This window comes from Massilia sp. ST3, assembly GCF_018119405.1.
Lineage (GTDB): Bacteria > Pseudomonadota > Gammaproteobacteria > Burkholderiales > Burkholderiaceae_D > Telluria.
The window spans coordinates 22,649-42,604 of sequence record NZ_JAGPWC010000018.1 but is presented as its reverse complement, the minus strand read 5'-3'; the positions used below and the strand labels follow the sequence as shown (position 1 = coordinate 42,604).

Here is a 19,956-nt window from a genome sequence, read left to right as displayed (position 1 = left end):
CATTCGCACTAACAAAAAGAAACCCATGCCCATGCCTGTCATCCCGAAGCGCAGCCTTGCCAGCCTGCTCGTCCTGTCCACCCTGATTCCCGCAACCGCCCAGACCGCTACCGAAGACACCGCCCAGGTGCGCGTCACCGCTACCGGCTACCGCACCACCGGCACCAAGTCCGACCTCAAGCCGCTGGAATCGCCGATGAGCTACGAGGTCTACGACAACGAGCTCCTGAGTTCGCGCCAGGCCGACAGCGTCAACGAAGCGCTGCGCTACGTGCCGGGCGTGACGCCGGAAAGCCGCTCGACCGTCACCATCTTCGACCAGTACACCATCCGCGGCTTCGAAAGCTACCGCAACTACTACGACGGCCTGCCGCTGCAGTACGACGGCTTGTGGAACCTGGTGCCGCAGGTGGACGCCTTCGCCACCGAGAGCGTCGAAGTGCTGAAAGGCCCGGTGTCGGTGCTCTACGGCTCGGCGCCGCCGGGCGGGATGGTCAACCAGACCGCCAAGCAGCCCCGCTCCAAGCAGGAGACCCTGGTGCGCGCCCGCATCGGCACCAATGCCTTGCGCGAACTGGCCCTGGACAGCACCGGTCCGCTCTCGCAGGACGTCGATTACCGCGTGGTCGCGCTGGCGCGCGAGCGCGACGGCCAGCAGGTGACAACCAGGGAAGAACGCCGCCTGTTCGCGCCCTCGCTCACGTGGCGCATCAGCCCCGCGACCCGCCTCAACCTGAACCTCTACTACCAGGATGACCCGGCCCTGGTTCCCTCGACGCCGCTGCCGGCGACCGGCACCCTGCGCGACGCGCCCTACGGCCGCCTGGACGCCGACACCTTCGCCGGCGACGCCGTCTGGTCGGGCATGGAGCGCGAGACGCTGCTCTCGGGCTGGAAGTTCGAGCACGCCTTCAACGACAGCGTGAGCTTCCTGCAGAACTTCCGCTATACCAAGGCCGACGGCTTCCAGCGCAACACTTACAACAACGGCCTGCTGGCCGACAAGCGCACACTGCTGCGCTCGGCCTACTTCACCGACGAATCGATGCGCGGCTACGTGGTCGACAACCAGTTCGCCTTCCGCTTCGCTACCGGCGCCTGGACCCACCGCGTGCTGGCCGGCGCCGACTACCAGAAACTGCGCACCAGCGTGCGCTATGGCGACACGCTGGGCACCGGCACGCCCTCGATCGACCTGGGCAACCCGAACCACCACCTGTTCGACGTGGCTGCCCTGCCCTTCGGCTTCTACACCGAGCGCCACGGCATCCGCCAGTCGCAACTGGGCTTCTACCTGCAGGACGAAGCCAAGCTCGGCCCCCTGACCCTGCTCGGCGGCCTGCGCCGCGACCGCTACCGCAGCGAAGACGCCAAGCAGTCGAGCTACGACGGCTTCCCCTCGAGCGGCGTCACGGCAATCGCCCAGGAACGCACCAGCGGCCGCATCGCCGCGATCTACCAGGTCGGCAACGGCCTGGCGCCCTACCTCAACTACTCGACCTCGTTCGAGCCGGCTTCCGGCGTCGATTCCCTCACCGGCGCGGCCTTCAAGCCGACCACCGCCAAGCAGATGGAAGCCGGCGTAAAGGTCCGCTCGCAGGACGGCCGCACCCAGCTGACCGCGGCCGGATTCGAGATTCGCAAGCAGAACGTGGTGGTCAACACGCCCGACTTCATGCAGTACACCCAGAACGGCGAGGTGCGCTCGACCGGCGTGGAAGTCTCGTGGAACCAGGCTATTAGCGACAAGCTGGACTTTACCCTGGGCCTGACGCGCCTGGACATGGAGGTGACCGAGAACGCCTCCGATCCTTCGCTGGTCGGCAAGACCCCGGTGTGGGTGGCCGGCAAGCAGGCCTCGCTGTGGCTGAACTACCAGCCGATGGATGCGCTCGACCTCAGCGCCGGCGTGCGCTACGTGGGCGAGAGCCAGATGAATGCGGCGAACAGCGCCACCGTGCCTGCCTACACCGTGTTCGACGCGGCCGCGATGCTGCGCCTGAACAAGACGTGGCGCCTGGGCCTCACCGCCAGCAACCTGGGCGACAAGCGCTACGTCGGCGCCTGTCACAGCGCGCAGAACTGCTGGATGGGCGCCGAGCGCAGCGTCGAGCTGACCCTGCACGCCGCATTCTGATTCGGAGGATCGCATGAGTTTTCGCGCCTGGTACGCCGTGCACAAATGGACCAGCCTGATCGCGACGCTGTTCCTGCTGATGCTGTGCCTGACGGGGCTGCCGCTGATCTTCTCGCACGAGATCAGCCACCTGCTGGGCACCAGCGCCGATGCGCCGCAACTCGCTCCTGGACAGTCGGGCCGCGCCAGCATCGACGCCATCGTCGCCGATGCCCAGGCGCGCCGTCCGCGGGACGTGCCGCAGTTCCTGGTGGCCGAGGCGGACGAACCGGACCTGCTCTATGTGCGCATGGCCGACCGCATCGATTCGCCGGGCCTGACGGCCTTCTACACCTACGATGCGCGCACCGGCGACTTCCTGAGCGAATACCCGCTCGGCCAGGGCTTCATGGACGTGATGCTGCGCCTGCACGTCGACATGTACATGGGCATCGGCGGCACCCTGTTCCTGGGCTTGATGGGTTTGCTGCTGGCGGCCTCGATCGTGTCGGGCATCTACGTGTACGGGCCCTACATGAAGAAGCTGCGCTTCGGCAGCATCCGGCGCAACCGCGCCACGCGCCTCAAGTGGCTCGACCAGCATAACCTGCTGGGCATGGTGACCCTGGTGTGGCTGCTGGTGGTCGGTGTGACGGGCACGATCAATGCGCTCAACCAGCCGATCTTCGCGGCCTGGCAGGCGAGCGAACTGAAAGCCCTGGCGGAACCGTTCAAGGGCCAGCCGGCGGTGACGGGGGCCGTGTCCGCCGACGCGGCCGTGAAGGCGGCCTTGAAGGCCGCGCCGGGCAAGACGCTTGGCTTCATGGCCTATCCGGGCAACGACTTCGCCACGCCGCAGCACTTCATGGCCTTCATGCAGGGGAACACGCCGGTGACCTCCAAGCTGCTGTCGATCGTGATGATCGACGCGCGCACGGGCGAGGTGGTGACGACGGGTGAGATGCCGTGGTACGTGTCGACCCTGATGCTGTCGCAGCCGCTGCATTTCGGGGATTATGGCGGGATGGCGCTCAAGGTCCTGTGGCTTGGGCTGGATCTGCTGAGTATCTGGGTGCTGTGGAGCGGCTTGATGCTGTGGTGGAAGCGGCGCTCCGTGACGGCGGAGCAGAAGCAGGCCATGCTTCAAGGCCTTCCCGAGCAGGCCATCGGCTAAGCCGGAGTCCGCCCACCCTCTTGCCGTTTTCCCTGTTAACGTCATCCCGGCGAAGGCCGGGATCCAAGTTTGTTCGCGGACCAACAACCGCATTCCCATGCGGGTTTTTCAGTCTTTGCCTCCTGGGGCATCAAGGCAGGTGCTTCAGTGTCAACTGCAACTGCACGTCCCGTCCCTTGCTGTCCTTGAAGTCGAAGGACTTCCGCTCGTCCAGAGGCAAATCCAGCTTGACGGGAACGGCCAACTGGCCGGCGCACTGGACTTTGCCGGTAATCACATTGACGACACCGGGGGAAGCTCCGTTGAGATCGAGCCTGTAGCCGCAACCAGCCTGCGTCGACGCGGCGTTGAAGCGCACCTCCCCGCCACGCAGAAGCGACACCGTGGATTTTCTCGCTGGTTCGGCCTCGCCATCGACCGTCAGGTTCGCAACGAGTTGATGCTTCTGGCAATCGCCACCACCCGAACCGCGAACCTCTCCGACAGCAGGAAAAATCACATTGGCGAATTTCGCGGCAACGCCGTCTTCCCATCGTTCCTCTTGGGCAGCGGCATGGATGATCCAGGCGGAGTGACGGACCACCGGGACATCCAGTGCCTGCGGCGCGTCGAGAAATGCAAGCTCTTCATCCCCTCCGGAGTGGCAGGTACGATGCTGGCTGGCGTAGTCCAGCCAACTGACGACGCGATGATCGGGCCCTTCGCGCTCGACATGGGAGGTCGAGAACGAGTCCTGCACCGTGTGCAGGAGTGCGCCCAGGGCCATCGCCCGCACCTGGTCCCCGGTCAGGTCGAGCGTCGCGAGCTTCTTGTAGTCCCCGATGTTGGCAAACAGATCCTTGACCGTCCAGCCAGCATTCTTCTTGAGCCCCGCAAAATGGCGCGCGAAGGTGTAATCGGCTTTCAGTCCCGCGAGCCGCGCGCCGGGCCTGATCCTGCCGGTCGCGACATCGTAGGCAAACCGTGCCCAGTCCAGCACATCCATGCGCGTCTCCTCGTATGAACGCGAAGCCGGACTCATTGCGTGCAAAAACTGCAGGTCGCCGTAGTGGCTGCGATGCTGGAGTGGATCGGTCGGTTTCACCTCCATGCCGGCTGCCTGGAACATCCAGAAGAACCAGGTTACATGCTGAAGAGAATGGAAAAAGTTATTCGGATCGTCGTTCCAGTGTACGCCGTCGATGACGGTGTCGACGTCCAGCCCGGCGACCTTGCCGTCTCCCCCTGGTTGGCATGCATGTGCCTCACCAGTAAACTGGGCCGCGCACCGGTAGGCCATACGGCTGATCCGTTCATGAGCAGGAGCCGAAAACCGGTCGACGAAATCCCAGTATTTCCGGTTGTTCTTGCGAACGTCTTCCACAGTCGTGGTCGCCGGATTGATGGGAAACGCGCCGCACTGGGCGGCGGCCATGACGAGCGCCAGCAGCCATATTCTTCTCATGATCCGCCCTCCAAGCGTATTGAAAGATTAATAATATCTTCGAAGACACCCGGAAATCTCACACAAGATCACGCCGCTTCTGGCGCACAAAACGAAAAGGGCCGCATCTTGCGATGCGGCCCTTCGAATTCTGGCTCCCCGACCTGGACTCGAACCAGGGACCTGCGGATTAACAGTCCGTCGCTCTACCGACTGAGCTATCAGGGAAAGGAGGCCGAATTATACCTGCTTCTTCCGGTTTGGCAAATGCCGAGATAACAAAAAGAAATCAGCCCTTCACCTCGGCCCTGGCGCGCGCCACCAGCCGCGTCAAAGCATCCAGCACGAACTCCGGTTCCGACATCTGCGGGAAATGCCCGCTGCCCTTGGCGACGACGCGCTCGCCCAGCGGCGACAAGGCCGCCAGCCCCAGCTGAGTGCGTTCGCGCTCGCGCACCGCCGCGTCCGGCATCAGCCAGCGCGGCAGCCGCTTGCCGCCCGAGATCACCGTGACCGGCACCGCGGGAAACGCCGGCGCCTCCGCGATATCCTTCACCGTCTCCAGTTCATTGCGGATCTCGTCGTTCGGATCGCGTGGCGAGAGCCGGTCCAGGAAGCCCACGAAGGCGCGCTGCAGACGGGACTGGTAACGCTTCATCACCGTGACGTCTTCCGGCGCGGTCGCCTCGAGGAACAGCACTCCGCAGACCTCGTCCGCGAACTCGCGCGCGAACAGGTTGGCGTGCAGCCCGCCGAAGGAATGGCCGACAAGCAGGAAAGGCGGCTTGACCTCCGCCGCCAGCAGCAGCTGGCGCAACTGGGCCACGACGGTCTCGCCATACTGCGGCTCGCGCGGCTTGGCGCTGCCGCCCACGCCGGGGCGGTCGTAGGCGAACACGGTGCCGAGCTGTTCGATAGCGGGATAGAGCTTGTACCAGGAATCCAGCGGCCCGCCTGCGCCGCTCAGCAGCACGATAGAGGGGCTGCCCTGCCCCGAGGCGGAGAAGCGGAGCATCTGGCCCTCGATCAGGGTGGCATGGCTCTTTGGCAAATGTTTCACGCGGCAGTCCTTATTCGACACGATGCGGCGAGGCTACCCGCCCCCTCGCCGCGACGCAACCCGATTCCGATGCATATCATCGGCGCAAAAACAAAAAGGCCGCATCGTGCGATGCGGCCTTTCGAATTCTGGCTCCCCGACCTGGACTCGAACCAGGGACCTGCGGATTAACAGTCCGTCGCTCTACCGACTGAGCTATCAGGGAATAGGTAAGCATTATATGGCTGCCGGATCAGGTCTGTCAAACTCACGCCTGTTTCCGAAACCACATTTGCTGCTCTCCAGAACCGGACAACAGTTCCAGAGAGCCGCGATTTTAGAGAACTTTGGCGATGGCGTCAACGACGCGGTCGATGTTCTTCGAGTTCAGCGCAGCGACGCAGATGCGGCCGGTGTCCACCGCGTAGATCGACTGTTCGCGCAGCTTGCCGACCTGCTCTTTCGTCAAGCCCGAGTACGAGAACATGCCGACCTGCTGGCGCACGAAACCGAAGTCGCTGCCCGGGGCCTTGGCCTTGAGCTTCTCGACCATGGCGCCGCGCATGTCGCGGATGCGCACGCGCATCGCCGCCAGCTCGTCTTCCCACAGCTGGCGCAGTTCCGGGTTCGCCAGCACGGTGGCCACTACCTTGCCGCCATGGGTCGGCGGGTTCGAGTAGTTGGTGCGGACCACGCGTTTCACTTGCGACATCACGCGCGCGGCTTCCTCGGCGCTGGTGGCGACGATCGACAGCGCGCCGACGCGCTCGCCGTACAGCGAGAAGGACTTCGAGAACGAGTTCGAGACCAGCAGCGGCATGCCGGTGTCGGCAAAGCGGCGCACCACGGCGCCGTCTTCGGCGATGCCGTTGGCGAAGCCCTGGTAGGCCATGTCCAGGAACGGCACCAGGCCGTTCTCGCGCACCACCTCGATCACCTGGCCCCACTGGTCCTGGGTCAGGTCGGCGCCGGTCGGGTTGTGGCAGCAGGCGTGCAGCACCACGACCGAGTTCTTCGGCATGGCCTTGAGCGCTTCGAGCATGCCTTCGAAGTTCACGCCGCGGGTGCGCGGGTCGTAATAGGTGTAGTTGTTGACAACGAAGCCGGCGCTTTCGAACAGCGCGCGGTGGTTTTCCCAGCTCGGATCGCTGATGTAGATTTCCGCGCCCGGCACGAAACGCTTGAGGAAATCGGCGCCGATCTTGAGTGCGCCTGTGCCGCCCAGGGCCTGCACGGTAATCGCGCGCTTCTCTTGAATTACGGCGCTGTCGGCCCCAAATACCAGCTCTTGCACGGCCTTGTCGTACGCCGCCAGCCCGTCGATCGGGAGGTAGGTACGCGGCGCCGGCTGTTCCATCAGCTTCGCTTCCGCCTTTTGCACGCACTGCAGCAAAGGCACCTTGCCATTGTCGTCGTAGTACACGCCCACGCCGAGGTTGATCTTCTCGGGGTTCGTGTCGGCGTTGAATGCTTCGGTAATGCCCAGGATCGGGTCGCGCGGGGCCATTTCAATGGCGCCGAAGAGGCTGGCAGAGGCGGTGGAAGTCATCGTGATAAACTGAATTTGGCGGCTGTTCGCAGCGGTTGTATAGACAGCGACACTACTGCAAGATACGTGCTGCAGTGCCGCAAGCGGACTCCCATTCTAGCAAAGGTCTGAAAGTATGGCTGATCTATCCATCGCAACTTCTCCCGAACCCACCGTCATCACCTACCCTGGTTCGCCGTTCAAGCTGCACCAGCCCTTCCCGCCGGCGGGCGACCAGCCGACCGCGATCGAAGGCCTGGTCGAAGGCATCAACGACGGCCTGATGTACCAGACGCTGCTTGGCGTGACGGGCTCGGGCAAGACCTACACGATGGCCAACGTGATCGCGCGCGCCGGCCGTCCCGCGATCGTGTTCGCACCGAACAAGACCCTGGCGGCCCAGCTGTATGCGGAGTTCCGCGAATTCTTCCCGCAGAACGCGGTCGAGTATTTCGTCTCCTACTACGACTACTACCAGCCGGAAGCCTATGTGCCGCAGCGCGACCTGTTCATCGAGAAGGACTCGTCGATCAACGAGCATATCGAGCAGATGCGCCTGTCGTGCACCAAGTCGCTGATGGAGCGGCGCGACGTGGTCATCGTGGCCACCGTGTCGGCGATCTACGGTATCGGTAATCCGAACGAATACCACAAGATGATCCTGACCCTGCGCCACAAGGACAAGGTGGCGCAGCGCGACATCATCGCGCGCCTGATCCAGATGCAGTACACGCGCAACGAGATGGACTTCTCGCGCGGCTCCTTCCGCGTGCGCGGCGACACCATCGACATCTTCCCGGCGGAGCACGCCGAGCTGGCGATCCGCGTCGAGATGTTCGACGACGAGATCGAGTCGCTGCAGCTGTTCGACCCGCTGACAGGCCGCGTGCGCCAGAAGATCCCACGCTTCACGGTCTATCCCGGCTCGCACTACGTGACGCCGCGCAGCACCGTGATCCGCGCCGTGGAATCGATCAAGGCCGAGCTGCGCGACCGCCTCGAGTACTTCCGCAACGAGAACAAGCTGATCGAGGAACAGCGCCTCGAGCAGCGCACCCGCTTCGACCTCGAGATGCTGGCCGAGATCGGCTTCACGAAAGGCATCGAGAACTATTCGCGCCACCTGTCCGGCGCCATGCCAGGCGAGCCGCCGCCGACCCTGATCGACTACCTGCCCAAGGACGCGCTGATGTTCATGGACGAGTCGCACGTGATGATCGGCCAGCTCAACGCGATGTACAACGGCGACCGTTCGCGCAAGACCAACCTGGTCGACTACGGCTTCCGCCTGCCGTCCGCGCTCGACAACCGGCCGCTCAAGTTCTCCGAGTTCGAGGGCAAGATGCGCCAGACGATCTTTGTCTCCGCGACGCCGGCCGAGTACGAGAAGGAGCACGCCGACAACGTGGTCGAGCAGGTGGTGCGCCCGACCGGCCTGGTGGACCCGAAGGTCATCGTGAAACCCGCGCTGTCGCAGGTGGACGATTTGATGAGCGAGATCACCGACCGCATCGCCAAGGACGAGCGCGTGCTGGTCACCACGCTGACCAAGCGCATGGCCGAGCAGCTCACCGAATACCTGAGCGACCACGGCATCAAGGTGCGCTACCTGCACAGCGACATCGAGACCGTGGAGCGCGTCGAGATCCTGCGCGACCTGCGCCTGGGCACCTTCGACGTGGTGGTCGGCATCAACCTGCTGCGCGAAGGCCTGGACTTGCCGGAGGTGTCGCTGGTGGCGGTGCTGGACGCGGACAAGGAAGGCTTCCTGCGTTCCGAGCGTTCTCTGATCCAGACCATCGGCCGCGCGGCGCGTAACCTGAACGGCGTGGCGATCCTGTACGCGGACCAGATGACCGATTCGATGAAGCGCGCCATCGACGAAACCGAACGCCGCCGCGCCAAGCAGATCGCCTTCAACGAGGCGAACGGCATCACGCCGAAGGGTGTGCAGAAGAAGATCAAGGAAATGATCGACGGCGTGTACAGCAACGCCGCGCAACGGGCCATGGTCGAGGGCGTGCACGAGGATGCGGCGACCGCCAAGGTCGAATCGATGAGCGAGAAGCAGATCAGCAAGGAGATCAAGCGCCTCGAGAAGCTCATGGTGGACCACGCCAAGAACCTCGAGTTCGAGAAGGCGGCACAGGTGCGGGATCAGCTGCATGTGCTCAAGCAGCAGGCGTTTGGGGCGCCGGGGGCGGATAATGTGGTGTCGATGTTGGGCAAGTAAGCGGTTCGGCAAATCGCTTCATTTGTCAGCTTAAAAAGCGTCATCCCCGCCTGCGCGGGGATGACGTTTACGCGTTGCGGGCCGAAGGAGTTACCGCATCAGCACTTCGCCGGCCTCCCGAACATCCTCGGATCAAACCCGAACGACCGCGCGATACTCAGCTCCACCCGTCCATACGCCGGATGCTCCGGATTGATCACCAGGTTCCACCCTTCCCGCACGATCACCGACGGCACCCGCATGTAAAGGAACTCGCAGTCCTTCAAGAAGTTCGTCCCGAAGTTCGCCGCACTCCCCGCATCCTCGAGATCGTCCCAGCCATTCGGCAGCCGTTCGGGCGGCATATCGACACCCAGGCCCGGATCATCGGGCAGGTCGACCGCCACCAGCACCAGGTCCGGCTCGTCGCCTTCGCTGTGCACGAATTTCTCGAGCACCGCCAGCTCCGCCGTCATCGCGCTGTACAGCGCCGCGCAGCCTTCGTCGTGCCAGTGCCCGCCGCTCTTCTTGGCGCCCTCGCACGAACGATCGAGGGCCGCGCCTTCGTTGGCAATTCTCCAGGTTCTCATGGGATCCAATCGGTTTTCGCTTTCGGAACCAGCATACAACGAGGCCTGCGGCCCGGCGCGCACGGATGGTGCACCGGCGGAGAGTCAGCGGCGCGCTTCCTTCACCTCGCCCAGCAGTTCGAGCAGCCGCGCCAGGTCGGCCGGCTTGACCATGTGGTGGTCGAAGCCGGCGTCGCGCGCGCGTTTCTGGTCCTCTGGTTGGCCGTAGCCGGTCAGCGCGATCATCACCGTGCCCGCCATCTCCGGCATCGCGCGCAGCTTGCGCGCGAGCTCGTGGCCGTCCATGTCGGGCAGGCCGATGTCGAGCAGGGTGACCTCCGGACGATCCTTGGCGACGTGTTCCAGCGCGCCCTTGCCGTCGTACTCGATGCTCACGTGGTGGCCGTGCATCTCGAGCAGGGTCGCCAGCATCTGCGCGGCGTCGACGTTGTCGTCCACCACCAGCACGCGCAGGCCGTCGTCGGTGTTCACGGGTTCCGGCTCGGGCGCGGCTTGCAGCACCATGGGGGTGGACAGGAGCGGCAAGTGCACGATGAACTCGCTGCCGCGCCCCACGCCCTCGCTGCGCGCCTCGACGCGGCCGCCGTGCAGCAGCACCAGGCTCTTGACCAGCGCCAGGCCGATGCCGAGGCCGCCCTGGGATCGGTCGGGCGTGCGCTCGGCCTGGATGAACAGGTCGAAGATGTAGGGCAGCACCTGCCGGTCGATGCCCTGACCGTTGTCGCACACCGCGATCACCACGCCCTCGGCATCGCGCCGGACGCGCAGCACGAGCAGGCCGCCCGGCGCGGTGTACTTGGCGGCATTATTCAAGATGTTGGAGAGCACCTGGATCAGGCGCGTGCGGTCGCCCGCCACGTGCAGCGCGACGTTCTCGATCTCGGTGCGCAGCTCGTGGCGGCGGGCGTCGATCAGGGGCCGTACCTGCTCCACCGCTTCCGCCAGGATGTCGTGCAGGTCGAGGTCTTCCTGTTCGATGCTCACCAGGCCGCGCGTCACGCGCGACACGTCCAGCAGGTCGTTCACCAGGTCGGTCATGTGCTCGGCCTGGCGCGCGATGATGTTGCTGGCGTTGCGGATCCCCTGGGCATCGAGCTGGCCGCTTTGCAGGAGCTGGGCCGCCGTGGTGATCGGCGCCAGCGGATTACGCAGCTCGTGGGCCAGCATGGCCAGGAACTGGTCTTTCTGGCGGTTGGCGGCGCGCAGCTCGTCCTCCACGCGCTTGCGCGCGGTGACGTCGCTGCCTTCGACGAAAATCCCTTCCACGTCGCCCTTGGCGTCGCGGAAGGGCTGGTAGACGAAGTCGATGTAGCGTTCTTCCAGCGGCGCGTTGGCTTCGCGCTGGATACGCACCGGCAGGTCGTGGCCGACGAAGGGCTGGCCCGACCGGTAGACCTCGTCGAGCAGCTCGAAGAAGCCCTGCCCCGCCACCTCGGGCAGCGCCTCGCGCGCCGGCTTGCCGACCAGCTCGCGCTGGCCGATCAGCTCCAGGTAGGAGTGGTTGGTGAGTTCGAACACGTGGTTCGGGCCGCGCAGCACGGCGATGATGCCCGGCGCCTGCTCGAACAAGGCCATCAGGCGCTGGTTCTCCGCCTCGCGGTAGCGCTCGGCCAGGACCTCGGCCGTGGCCTCCACGCAGGCGCAATACATGCCGGCCACGGTACCGCCTTCGTCGCGCACTGGCGAATAGGAAAAGGTGAACCAGGTGTCCTCGTCGTAGCCGTGGCGGTGCATCCGCAGCGGCAGCCGGTCCATGTAGGTCGACTCGCCCCGCAGCGCGCGCACGATGAGGGGATGGATGTCGTCCCAGATCTCGCCCCAGATGTCGTGGAAGCGCATGCCCAGCGAGGCCGGATGCTTTTCACCGAGGATCGGCACGTAGGAGTCGTTGTACAGGAAACCGAGCTCGGGTCCCCAGGCGACGAACATGGGGAACTTCGAGTTGAGCATGAGGCCGACGACCGTGCGCAGCGCCTGCGGCCAGTCGCGCGGATGACCCAGCGGCGAGCCGGACCAATCGTGCGAGCGCATCATGGCGCCCATCATGCCGCCGCCACTCAGGAAGGGCAGCCATTCGGAAGGTATCGCGTGTTCCTGTTTCATTCTCGGTGGGAGCAGGTAAAAGACGCGTCGTGGACGCGTCAGGCGTCTATCGCAGTGTGCCAGAATTGTCCGGCATCCTTCCGCACGGCTGACCGGCTTACAGCGTCTTGACGAACTCGCGGATACCGCCGAGCAGCATTTCGATCGACATCGCCGTGAGGATCAGGCCCATCAGGCGCTCGAAGGCCGTCATGACCTGCGGCCCCAGCTTCTGCTGCAGGCGCTCGGCGCTCAGGAACACGGCCAGCCACACGATGCCCACCGCCGCCAGCGCGGCGACATGGACCATGGTTTCGGAGAAACTGGTCGAGCTGAACAGCAGCACGGTGGCCAGGGCCGACGGGCCGGCCAGCGCCGGGATCGCCAGCGGCACGATGAAGGGCTCGCCATGTTCGCTGCGGCCCAGCACGCCGTCCGGATGCGGGAAGATCATGCGGATCGCGATCATCAGGAGAATGACGGCGCCGCCGATGCGCAGCGAGACCGGGCTCAGGTGCAGCGCTTCGAGGAAGTGCTGGCCGAAGAACATGAACACCAGCAGCAGCAGGAAGGCGATCGCGCATTCGCGCACCACGATGCGCGGACGGCGCTGCGGAGCCACGTCCTTGAGAGCGGCGGCGAACAAGGGAACGTTGCCGAAGGGGTCGGTGACGAGGATCAGGAGGATGAAGGTCTGGAAGAAGCTTTGGGTCATGGGATTCTTGTTGTTGGATTACCCGAAAGTAACGAATGAGAGCATCTTAACATCCCGCACGCCTGCGCCGCGATTCGCGCAGGGTCGGCGGATTTCCGCCGACGCGTGATCGTTGGCATATGAAATTCCTCGACCGTGCCGGCGCTGGGTGAACGCGTCGCGGCGAAGCCGCCAACCCTACGATAGTGCCAAAGAAAAAGGCAGGAAAAGGCTTCCGCCCTTCCCTGCCCCATTCGGTATGCCTACCGAAGAATTACTTCTCGAACTTCTTCATCCAGGCCGCCAGCTGGTGCGGACGCAGGCCGTCGTAGTCCTCGAACGGCTGGTGGATCCACGGGTTGTGCGGCAGGTCTTCCAGGTGGTAGTCCGGCTTGAAGCTTGACGTGCCCTTGACCCAGATGACGGCCGATTTCACTTCCGAGACGTCCGGGTAGTTGGTCTGCAGGTGCTCGCGCACCTTTTGCAGGGTCACGCCGGAGTCGGCCAGGTCGTCGACCAGCAGGATGCGGCCGGCCAGCGGGCCCTTGGTCATGGTCATGTACTTGGCGATGTCCAGGTTGCCCTGCTTGGTGCCGGCTTCTTCGCGGTAGGAGCTGGTCGACAGGATCGCCAGCGGCACGTCGAAGATGCGCGAGATCACGTCACCGGGACGCACGCCGCCGCGCGCCAGGCACAGCACCATGTCGAACTTCCAGTTCGATTCGTAGACTTGCAGCGCGAGGCGCTCGACCAGGCGGTTGTACTCGTCCCAGGAAACCCAGAGGTCCTTTTCGGTCGATGCAGGGGTGTTCATGTTCAGGCTATTCCTATTTTTATAATTTGAATCAGGCTGCGAACGGGTGGCGCAGCACGATGGTTTCTTCGCGGTCCGGGCCGGTCGACACCATGTCGATCGGGATGCCGACCAGTTCTTCGATGCGCTTGATGTAGGCGCGCGCATTGGCCGGCAGGTCTTCCATCGACTTGGCGCCGACGGTCGATTCGGTCCAGCCCGGCATTTCTTCGTAGACCGGCTGGCACAGGGCGGCTTCTTCGGCGCCGACCGGGAAGATGTCCACGTCGCGGCCGTCGATCTTGTAGCCGGTGCACAGCTTGAGCGACTCCAGGCCGTCCAGCACGTCCAGCTTGGTCAGGCACATGCCGGTCACGCCGTTGATCTGGACCGAGCGGCGCAGCAGCGCGGCGTCGAACCAGCCGCAGCGGCGCGCACGGCCGGTCACGGTGCCGAACTCGTGGCCCACGCGCGACAGGTGCTCGCCGACGCCCTGGTCGGTCGGCAGTTCGGCCGGGAACGGGCCCGAACCGACGCGGGTGGTGTACGCCTTGGTGATGCCCATGATGTAGTGCAGCATGCCCGGGCCCACGCCGGCGCCTGCGGCGGCGTTGCCGGCCACGCAGTTGGACGAGGTGACGAACGGGTAGGTGCCGTGGTCGACGTCGAGCAGCGAGCCTTGCGCGCCTTCGAACAGCAGGCTGCCGCCAGCCTTGTGGGCGGCGTACAGGGCCGACGAGACGTCGCCGACCATCGGGCGCAGGCGCGGCACCAGGGCCATCGCGTCGTCGAAGGTCTGCTGGAAGTCGATCGCCTCGCCGCCCAGGTAGTTCACCAGGACGAAGTTGTGGTACTCAAGGTTTTCCTTCAGCTTCTCGGCGAAGCGCTCTTCGTTGAGCATGTCGGCGATGCGGATCGCGCGGCGCGCCACCTTGTCTTCGTAGGCCGGGCCGATGCCCTTGCCGGTGGTGCCGATCTTGTTCTCGCCGCGCTTGGCTTCGCGCGCCTTGTCGATGGCGACGTGGTAAGGCAGGATGACCGGGCAGGCTTCCGAGATCTTCAGGCGCGACACGACTTCGACACCGGCCGCGGCCAGCTTGTCGATCTCGCGCAGGACGTCCGGCACCGAGACCACGACGCCGTTGCCGATGTAGCAGGCCACGCCTTCGCGCATGATGCCCGAGGGGATCAGCTGCAGCGCGGTCTTCTGGCCCTTGATCACGAGGGTGTGACCCGCGTTATGGCCGCCCTGGAAGCGCACCACGCCGGCGGCGTGGTCGGTCAGCCAGTCGACGATCTTCCCCTTGCCTTCGTCGCCCCATTGGGTGCCGATGACGACGACGTTCTTTGCCACGTTAGTATTTGACATCACTTAACCTAAGTTTTTGAGAATCCAATTTCCGTTTTCGAGGACGAGCACGCGGTCGCACTCGAACTCGTCCTGAACATTGTCGTGACCCGGCATGCTCTGGATCACGACTTCGCCTGCCTTGCGCAGGTCAGCGATTTTTTCCCGCAGTTCCGGGGCGTTGCCCCAGGGCGCGCGGATGGAATGCTTGCGCTCGGCGGTCGGCAGCAGGCGCGCCAGCTCGCGCAGGTCGAGCGAGAAGCCGGTCGCGGGACGCGCACGGCCGAAGGCCTCGCCTACGTGGTCGTAGCGGCCGCCGCGCGCCACCGCGTTCGGCAGGCCCGGCACGTAGAGCGCGAACATGGCGCCGCTTTCGTACTGGTAGCCGCGCAGGTCGGCCAGGTCGACCGCCACGTCGGCGCGGCCGATGGCCGAACCCGCCAGCGCGGCCAGTTCGGCCAGCGCGCGGGTGATGCCCGGCAGGGCCGGCAGCATTTCCTTGGCGCGCGCCAGCACGTCGATGTCGCCGTACAGCTGGGGCAGCGCCAGCAGGGCCTGGCGGGTCTGCGGGTAGTAGTTCTTCGAGATCTCGTCCAGGCTGGCGGCATCCTTGGCGCGCAGCAGGCAGTAGATCTGGGTTTCGTCGCGCCGCGCCGCCGGGTCTTCCGCCAGCAGGGCGCGCAGCACCCCGACGTGGGACAGGTCCAGGCGCACGTCGGTGAAGCCGGCCAGGGCCAGCGAGCCGAGGGCCAGTTCCTGGATCTCGGCATCGGCCTCGAGGCCGGCGTGGCCGTAGATCTCGGCGCCGATCTGCACCGGCTCGCGGGTCGCGTGCAGGCCCGACGGACGGGTATGCAGCACCGAGCCGGCGTAGCACAGTCGGGTGACGGAATCGCGGTTCAGCAGGTGGGCGTCGATGCGGGCGACCTGGGTGGTCATGTCAGCGCGCAGGCCGAGCAGGCGGCCGGTGAGCGGGTCCACCACCTTGAAGGTCTTGAGTTCGGTGTCCTGTCCGGCGCCGGCCAGCAGCGAGTCGGTGTACTCGAGCAGCGGCGGCATCACCAGTTCGTAGCCGTACAGCCGGAAATTATCCAGCATCAGGCGGCGCAGTTCCTCGATCTTGCGCGCTTCGGACGGCAAGACATCGGCAATATTCTCAGGCAATAGCCAATTCGGCATGGGCAACAGCGGTTGGGTGATGGATTTTAAAGAGAGCAACGACGTGACGGCAACAGACGTGCCGACGCGCGGCGCGAGCGCCGAATCGGTGATTTTAACCGAAAACGGCGGTTAACTGGCGGGGAATGCTTGTTTGACAGGATGCGGGTTGGCAAATTGCCACGATAGACAAGTTGCTTATTTCTGTCATTCAGGGTGCGAAGGGCGTTCGTGGTGCGCAAGGAACTTGGGTCCCCGCCTTCGCAGGGATGACGTTCGGAGGGAGCGGGTGCAAGGCGACGAAGCCTTCAGCACAACTGACCTCCAAACCGTCATCCCTGCGAAGACGGGGACCCAAGTTTGTATGATCTGCCACCCTGCCCGCCCTCACCCCAAGTGTGAGCGGACAGAACAAGCATTACTTCGAGCCCGGCTGCTTGAAGTACTTGAAGAACTCCGAATTCGGATCCATCACCAGCACATCGTTCCGGTCCTTGAAGCTGGCGCGATACGCCTCCAGCGAGCGGTAGAACTTGGCGAACTCCGGATTCTTGCCAAACGCTTCGGCATAGATCACCGACGCCTTCGCATCGCCGTCACCCTTGATCTTCTCGGCCTCGCGGAAGGCTTCGGCGATGATCACGGTGCGCTGGCGGTCTGCATCGGCGCGGATCTGCTCGGACTCGGCGGCGCCGGTCGAACGCAGCTCGTTGGCGACGCGGACGCGCTCGGCGCGCATGCGTTCGTACACCGAGTTGTTGATCTGCTCGATGTAGTCCACGCGCTTCAGGCGCACGTCGACGATGCCGACGCCGATTTCCTTGGCCTCGGCCACCACCTTCTGCTGCACCGCCGCCATCACGGCGCCGCGTTCGCCCGAGATCACTTCGCGCACGGTGCGCTTGGTGATCTCGTCGTTCAGGGCCGCCTTGATGATCTGCGACATGCGGTCGCGGGCGCGGCTTTCGTCGCCGGTGAAGCTGATGTAGTACAGGCGCGGGTCGACGATGCGCCACTTGACGAAGGCATCCACCAGGATGTTCTTCTTCTCGGCCGTGATGAAGCGGTCGGCGTCGGGCGTGTCGAGCGTCAGGATGCGCTTGTCCAGGTAGATCACGTTCTGGAACGGCGGCGGCAGCTTGAAATGCAGGCCCGGCTCGGTGATCACGTCGCGCACCTGGCCCAGGGCGAAGACGATGGCGAAGCGGCGCTGGTCGACCACGAACACGGTGGACGACAACAGCATCAGGGCAATAAAGCCCGCCACGAAAAAGGTTACGAGGCGGTTCATCAGCGGCTCTCCCGGTCACGTGAGGAATCGCGGCTGCGCTCGTCGCGCTGGCGCACCGAATCCATGGCTTGCGTTACTTCCGGCGTCGGCTGGGACTGGGGTACCTGCACCGGGCCGGACTTGTTGCCGACGGCGGAATCGTTGGCGGCGCTCTGCGCGAGCAGCTTGTCGAGCGGCAGGTAGATCATGCCGCTGTTGTTGCGCGTATCGACCATCACCTTGGTGGTGCTGGTGAAGATCTGCTGCATGGTGTCGATGTACATGCGGTCGCGCGTCACGCCCGGGGCCTTGCCGTAGGCGGCCACCACCTGGTTGAAGCGGGCGGCGTTACCGGTCGCGTTCTCCACCACCATCGAGCGGTAGGCTTCGGCGTCCTGCTGCAGGCGGAAGGCCTGGCCGCGCGCCTGCGGGATCACCTGGTTGGCATAGGCCTCGCCCTCGTTCCTGGCGCGGGCGCGGTCCTGGCCGGCGCGCACGGCGTCGTCGAAGGCGGTCTGCACCTGCTCCGGCGGCTGCACCGCCTGCATGGTCACGTTGGTGATCAGGGCGCCCAGCGCGTAGCGGTCGACCATCTGCTGCAGGATCGCATGCACGTCGGCGGCCACCTTCTCGCGGCCTTCGTAGAGGACGAAGTCCATCTTGTTCTTGCCGACCACTTCTCGGATGGCGGTCTCGGCGACCTGGCGCACGGTGTCGTCCTGGTCGCGGTTGTTGAACAGCCACTGGACCGGGTCCTTCAGCGTGTACTGCACCGCGAACTGGATGTCGATGATGTTCTCGTCGTCGGTGAGCATCAGCGACTCTTGCGGCTGCTTGTTGCGGACGTTGGCGCGGTAGCCGATCTCGGCGGTGCGGATCTGCGAGACATTGACCGTCTCGTGCGCCTGGAAGGGATAAGGCCAGCGCCAGTTGAAACCGGCCGAGGTGGTGTGGCTCAGCTTGCCGAAGGTCGTGACGACCCCGGTCTGGCCTTCCTGCACGATGAAGGCGCCGCTGGCCAGCCAGATCAGGCCGACGATGACGGCGACCACGCCGGCGGTGACGCTGGCGCCGCGCATGTCGCCGCGGCCGGGTCCGCCATTATTGCCGTCGCCGCCATTGCCGCGGTTGCCGAACATGCGGTTCAGGCGGGCGTTGAAGTCGCGCCAGAGCTGGTCGAGGTCGGGCGGACCTTCACCCGGACGGCGGCCCTCCTGGGCCTTGCGGTCATCGTCGGGATTGCGGCCCCAACGCGGATCGTTCAGCGACATTTTGATGCCGAAACGTTTTAGTAAAGAAACAAGCATAGGCTAGTGTGGCCCGTGATGGGTGGAAGTTGGCATATTGTCGGCAGGACCGCCCAGCGAACCGCCCACCGAGGGTTCGTCCAGTGCGAAATCGAGTACGGAGTCCTGCGCTTCGTTTTGTTGCTGCCCGGGTTCGGCCAGGGCCGCTTCGACGATCGCGCCGCGCAGCAGGTCCAGGCCGGCGCCACTATGGGCGCTGATGAAAACGCGGCTGATCTTATCATATTCATCACGCTCGACCCCGGGCTCCAGCCCGGCCGCGTCGATCTTGTTCCAGACCAGGATCTGGGGCACATGATCGGCGCCGATCTCGCGCAATACCTCGTTGACCTGCTCGATCTGCTCCATGCGCACCGGTGAGTTGCCGTCGACCACGTGCAGCAGCAGGTCGGCGTGGATGGTTTCCTCGAGGGTGGCGCGGAAAGCCGCGACCAGCTGGTGGGGCAGTTCGCGCACGAAGCCGACGGTGTCGCTCATGACGACGCTGCCGACCTCGTCGCCGAGGTAGAGGCGGCGGCTGGTGGTGTCCAGGGTCGCGAACAGCTGGTTCGCGACATAGACGCCGGCCTTGGTGAGGGTATTGAACAGGGTCGACTTGCCGGCGTTGGTATAGCCGACCAGCGACACCGAGAAAGTCTGGTTGCGTCCGCGCGCGCGGCGCTGGGTCTCGTGCTGCTTGCGCAGCTTGGTCAGGCGGGCGCGCAGCATCTTGACGCGTTCGCCGATCAGGCGGCGGTCGGTCTCGAGCTGGGTTTCACCTGGGCCGCGCAGGCCGATACCGCCCTTCTGGCGCTCCAGGTGGGTCCAGCCGCGGATCAGGCGCGTGGCCAGGTGCTGCAGCTGGGCCAGTTCCACCTGCAGCTTGCCCTCGTGGCTCTTGGCGCGCTGGGCGAAGATGTCGAGGATCAGGCTGGTGCGGTCGACCACCCGGATTTCCAGGCGGCGTTCCAGGTTGCGCTGCTGGGCCGGCGACAGCGCGTGGTTGAAGATGACGATGTCGATGCGCTCGGCCTTGCAGGCCATCGCGATTTCGTCGGCCTTGCCGCTGCCGACGAAGTGGGCGGGATCGGGACTGGCGCGCTTGGCCGTGATCGTGGTGATCGGCTCCGCGCCGGCGGAGCGCGCAAGCAGCGACAGCTCTTCCAGGCTGGCGGCAAAGTCGCCAGCGCCAAAATCGATGCCGACCAGCGCTGCGCGCATGGAAGGCGTGCCGGGGGCGTCA

At 64.9% G+C, this 19,956-nt stretch carries 15 protein-coding genes and 2 tRNA genes; 3 read left to right on the top strand and 14 right to left on the bottom strand.

Annotated features, from left to right (window positions below):
* Positions 1-25 precede the first annotated feature (25 nt).
* Both KBW98_RS08420 and KBW98_RS08415 read left to right on the top strand, forming a co-directional pair.
* Positions 26-2,137: a TonB-dependent siderophore receptor gene (locus tag KBW98_RS08420; protein WP_229429058.1), complete on the top strand. Its 2,112-nt coding sequence runs from the start codon at positions 26-28 to the stop codon at positions 2,135-2,137.
* 13 nt (positions 2,138-2,150) lie between these two features.
* Positions 2,151-3,290: a PepSY domain-containing protein gene (locus KBW98_RS08415; protein ID WP_211519672.1), complete on the top strand. Its 1,140-nt coding sequence runs from the start codon at positions 2,151-2,153 to the stop codon at positions 3,288-3,290.
* A 130-nt stretch (positions 3,291-3,420) separates the two neighbouring features.
* Here the strand turns inward: KBW98_RS08415 and KBW98_RS08410 are convergent, their stop codons facing one another.
* The 5 genes from KBW98_RS08410 to KBW98_RS08390 all read right to left on the bottom strand — a co-directional run bounded on the left by KBW98_RS08410 (position 3,421) and on the right by KBW98_RS08390 (position 7,301).
* Positions 3,421-4,734, bottom strand: a complete 1,314-nt coding sequence (locus KBW98_RS08410; RefSeq protein ID WP_211519671.1) for a zinc dependent phospholipase C family protein — start codon at positions 4,732-4,734, stop codon at positions 3,421-3,423.
* 131 nt (positions 4,735-4,865) lie between these two features.
* Positions 4,866-4,941: transfer RNA gene (locus KBW98_RS08405), tRNA-Asn, on the bottom strand.
* A 61-nt stretch (positions 4,942-5,002) separates the two neighbouring features.
* Positions 5,003-5,773: an alpha/beta fold hydrolase gene (locus KBW98_RS08400; RefSeq protein WP_211519670.1), complete on the bottom strand. Its 771-nt coding sequence runs from the start codon at positions 5,771-5,773 to the stop codon at positions 5,003-5,005.
* Between the two features lie 129 nt (positions 5,774-5,902).
* Positions 5,903-5,978 (bottom strand) — tRNA-Asn (locus tag KBW98_RS08395).
* A 111-nt stretch (positions 5,979-6,089) separates the two neighbouring features.
* Complete coding sequence (locus KBW98_RS08390; RefSeq protein WP_211519669.1) at positions 6,090-7,301, bottom strand: amino acid aminotransferase; 1,212 nt, start codon at positions 7,299-7,301, stop codon at positions 6,090-6,092.
* Positions 7,302-7,416: 115 nt separating this feature from the next.
* Between KBW98_RS08390 and uvrB the strand changes: the two genes are divergently transcribed.
* A complete protein-coding gene (gene uvrB / locus KBW98_RS08385; protein WP_229429057.1) occupies positions 7,417-9,513 on the top strand; it encodes an excinuclease ABC subunit UvrB in 2,097 nt (698 codons plus the stop codon).
* Between the two features lie 98 nt (positions 9,514-9,611).
* Here uvrB and KBW98_RS08380 read toward each other — a convergent pair whose 3' ends face one another.
* The 9 genes from KBW98_RS08380 to hflX all read right to left on the bottom strand — a co-directional run bounded on the left by KBW98_RS08380 (position 9,612) and on the right by hflX (position 19,934).
* On the bottom strand, positions 9,612-10,082 hold the full coding sequence (locus KBW98_RS08380; RefSeq protein ID WP_211519668.1) for an RES family NAD+ phosphorylase: 471 nt from the start codon (positions 10,080-10,082) through the stop codon (positions 9,612-9,614).
* Between the two features lie 84 nt (positions 10,083-10,166).
* Positions 10,167-12,185: an ATP-binding protein gene (locus KBW98_RS08375; protein WP_211519667.1), complete on the bottom strand. Its 2,019-nt coding sequence runs from the start codon at positions 12,183-12,185 to the stop codon at positions 10,167-10,169.
* 97 nt (positions 12,186-12,282) lie between these two features.
* Positions 12,283-12,879, bottom strand: a complete 597-nt coding sequence (locus tag KBW98_RS08370; protein ID WP_211519666.1) for a MarC family protein — start codon at positions 12,877-12,879, stop codon at positions 12,283-12,285.
* Positions 12,880-13,132: 253 nt separating this feature from the next.
* Complete coding sequence (locus KBW98_RS08365; protein ID WP_211519665.1) at positions 13,133-13,672, bottom strand: phosphoribosyltransferase; 540 nt, start codon at positions 13,670-13,672, stop codon at positions 13,133-13,135.
* A gap of 31 nt (positions 13,673-13,703) precedes the next feature.
* Positions 13,704-15,020, bottom strand: a complete 1,317-nt coding sequence (locus tag KBW98_RS08360) for an adenylosuccinate synthase (protein ID WP_211519664.1) — start codon at positions 15,018-15,020, stop codon at positions 13,704-13,706.
* 3 nt (positions 15,021-15,023) lie between these two features.
* A complete protein-coding gene (locus tag KBW98_RS08355; RefSeq protein ID WP_211519663.1) occupies positions 15,024-16,178 on the bottom strand; it encodes an ATP phosphoribosyltransferase regulatory subunit in 1,155 nt (384 codons plus the stop codon).
* 397 nt (positions 16,179-16,575) lie between these two features.
* Positions 16,576-17,448, bottom strand: coding sequence for a protease modulator HflC (gene hflC, locus KBW98_RS08350; protein ID WP_211519662.1), 873 nt, complete (start codon positions 17,446-17,448; stop codon positions 16,576-16,578).
* The gene (gene hflK, locus KBW98_RS08345) at positions 17,448-18,734 is read right to left on the bottom strand and encodes an FtsH protease activity modulator HflK (protein WP_211519661.1); all 1,287 of its coding nucleotides are present in this window, start codon (positions 18,732-18,734) and stop codon (positions 17,448-17,450) included. Before hflK ends, hflC begins: the two co-directional genes overlap by 1 nt.
* A 3-nt stretch (positions 18,735-18,737) precedes the next feature.
* On the bottom strand, positions 18,738-19,934 hold the full coding sequence (gene hflX / locus KBW98_RS08340; RefSeq protein ID WP_229429063.1) for a GTPase HflX: 1,197 nt from the start codon (positions 19,932-19,934) through the stop codon (positions 18,738-18,740).
* Positions 19,935-19,956 lie beyond the last annotated feature (22 nt).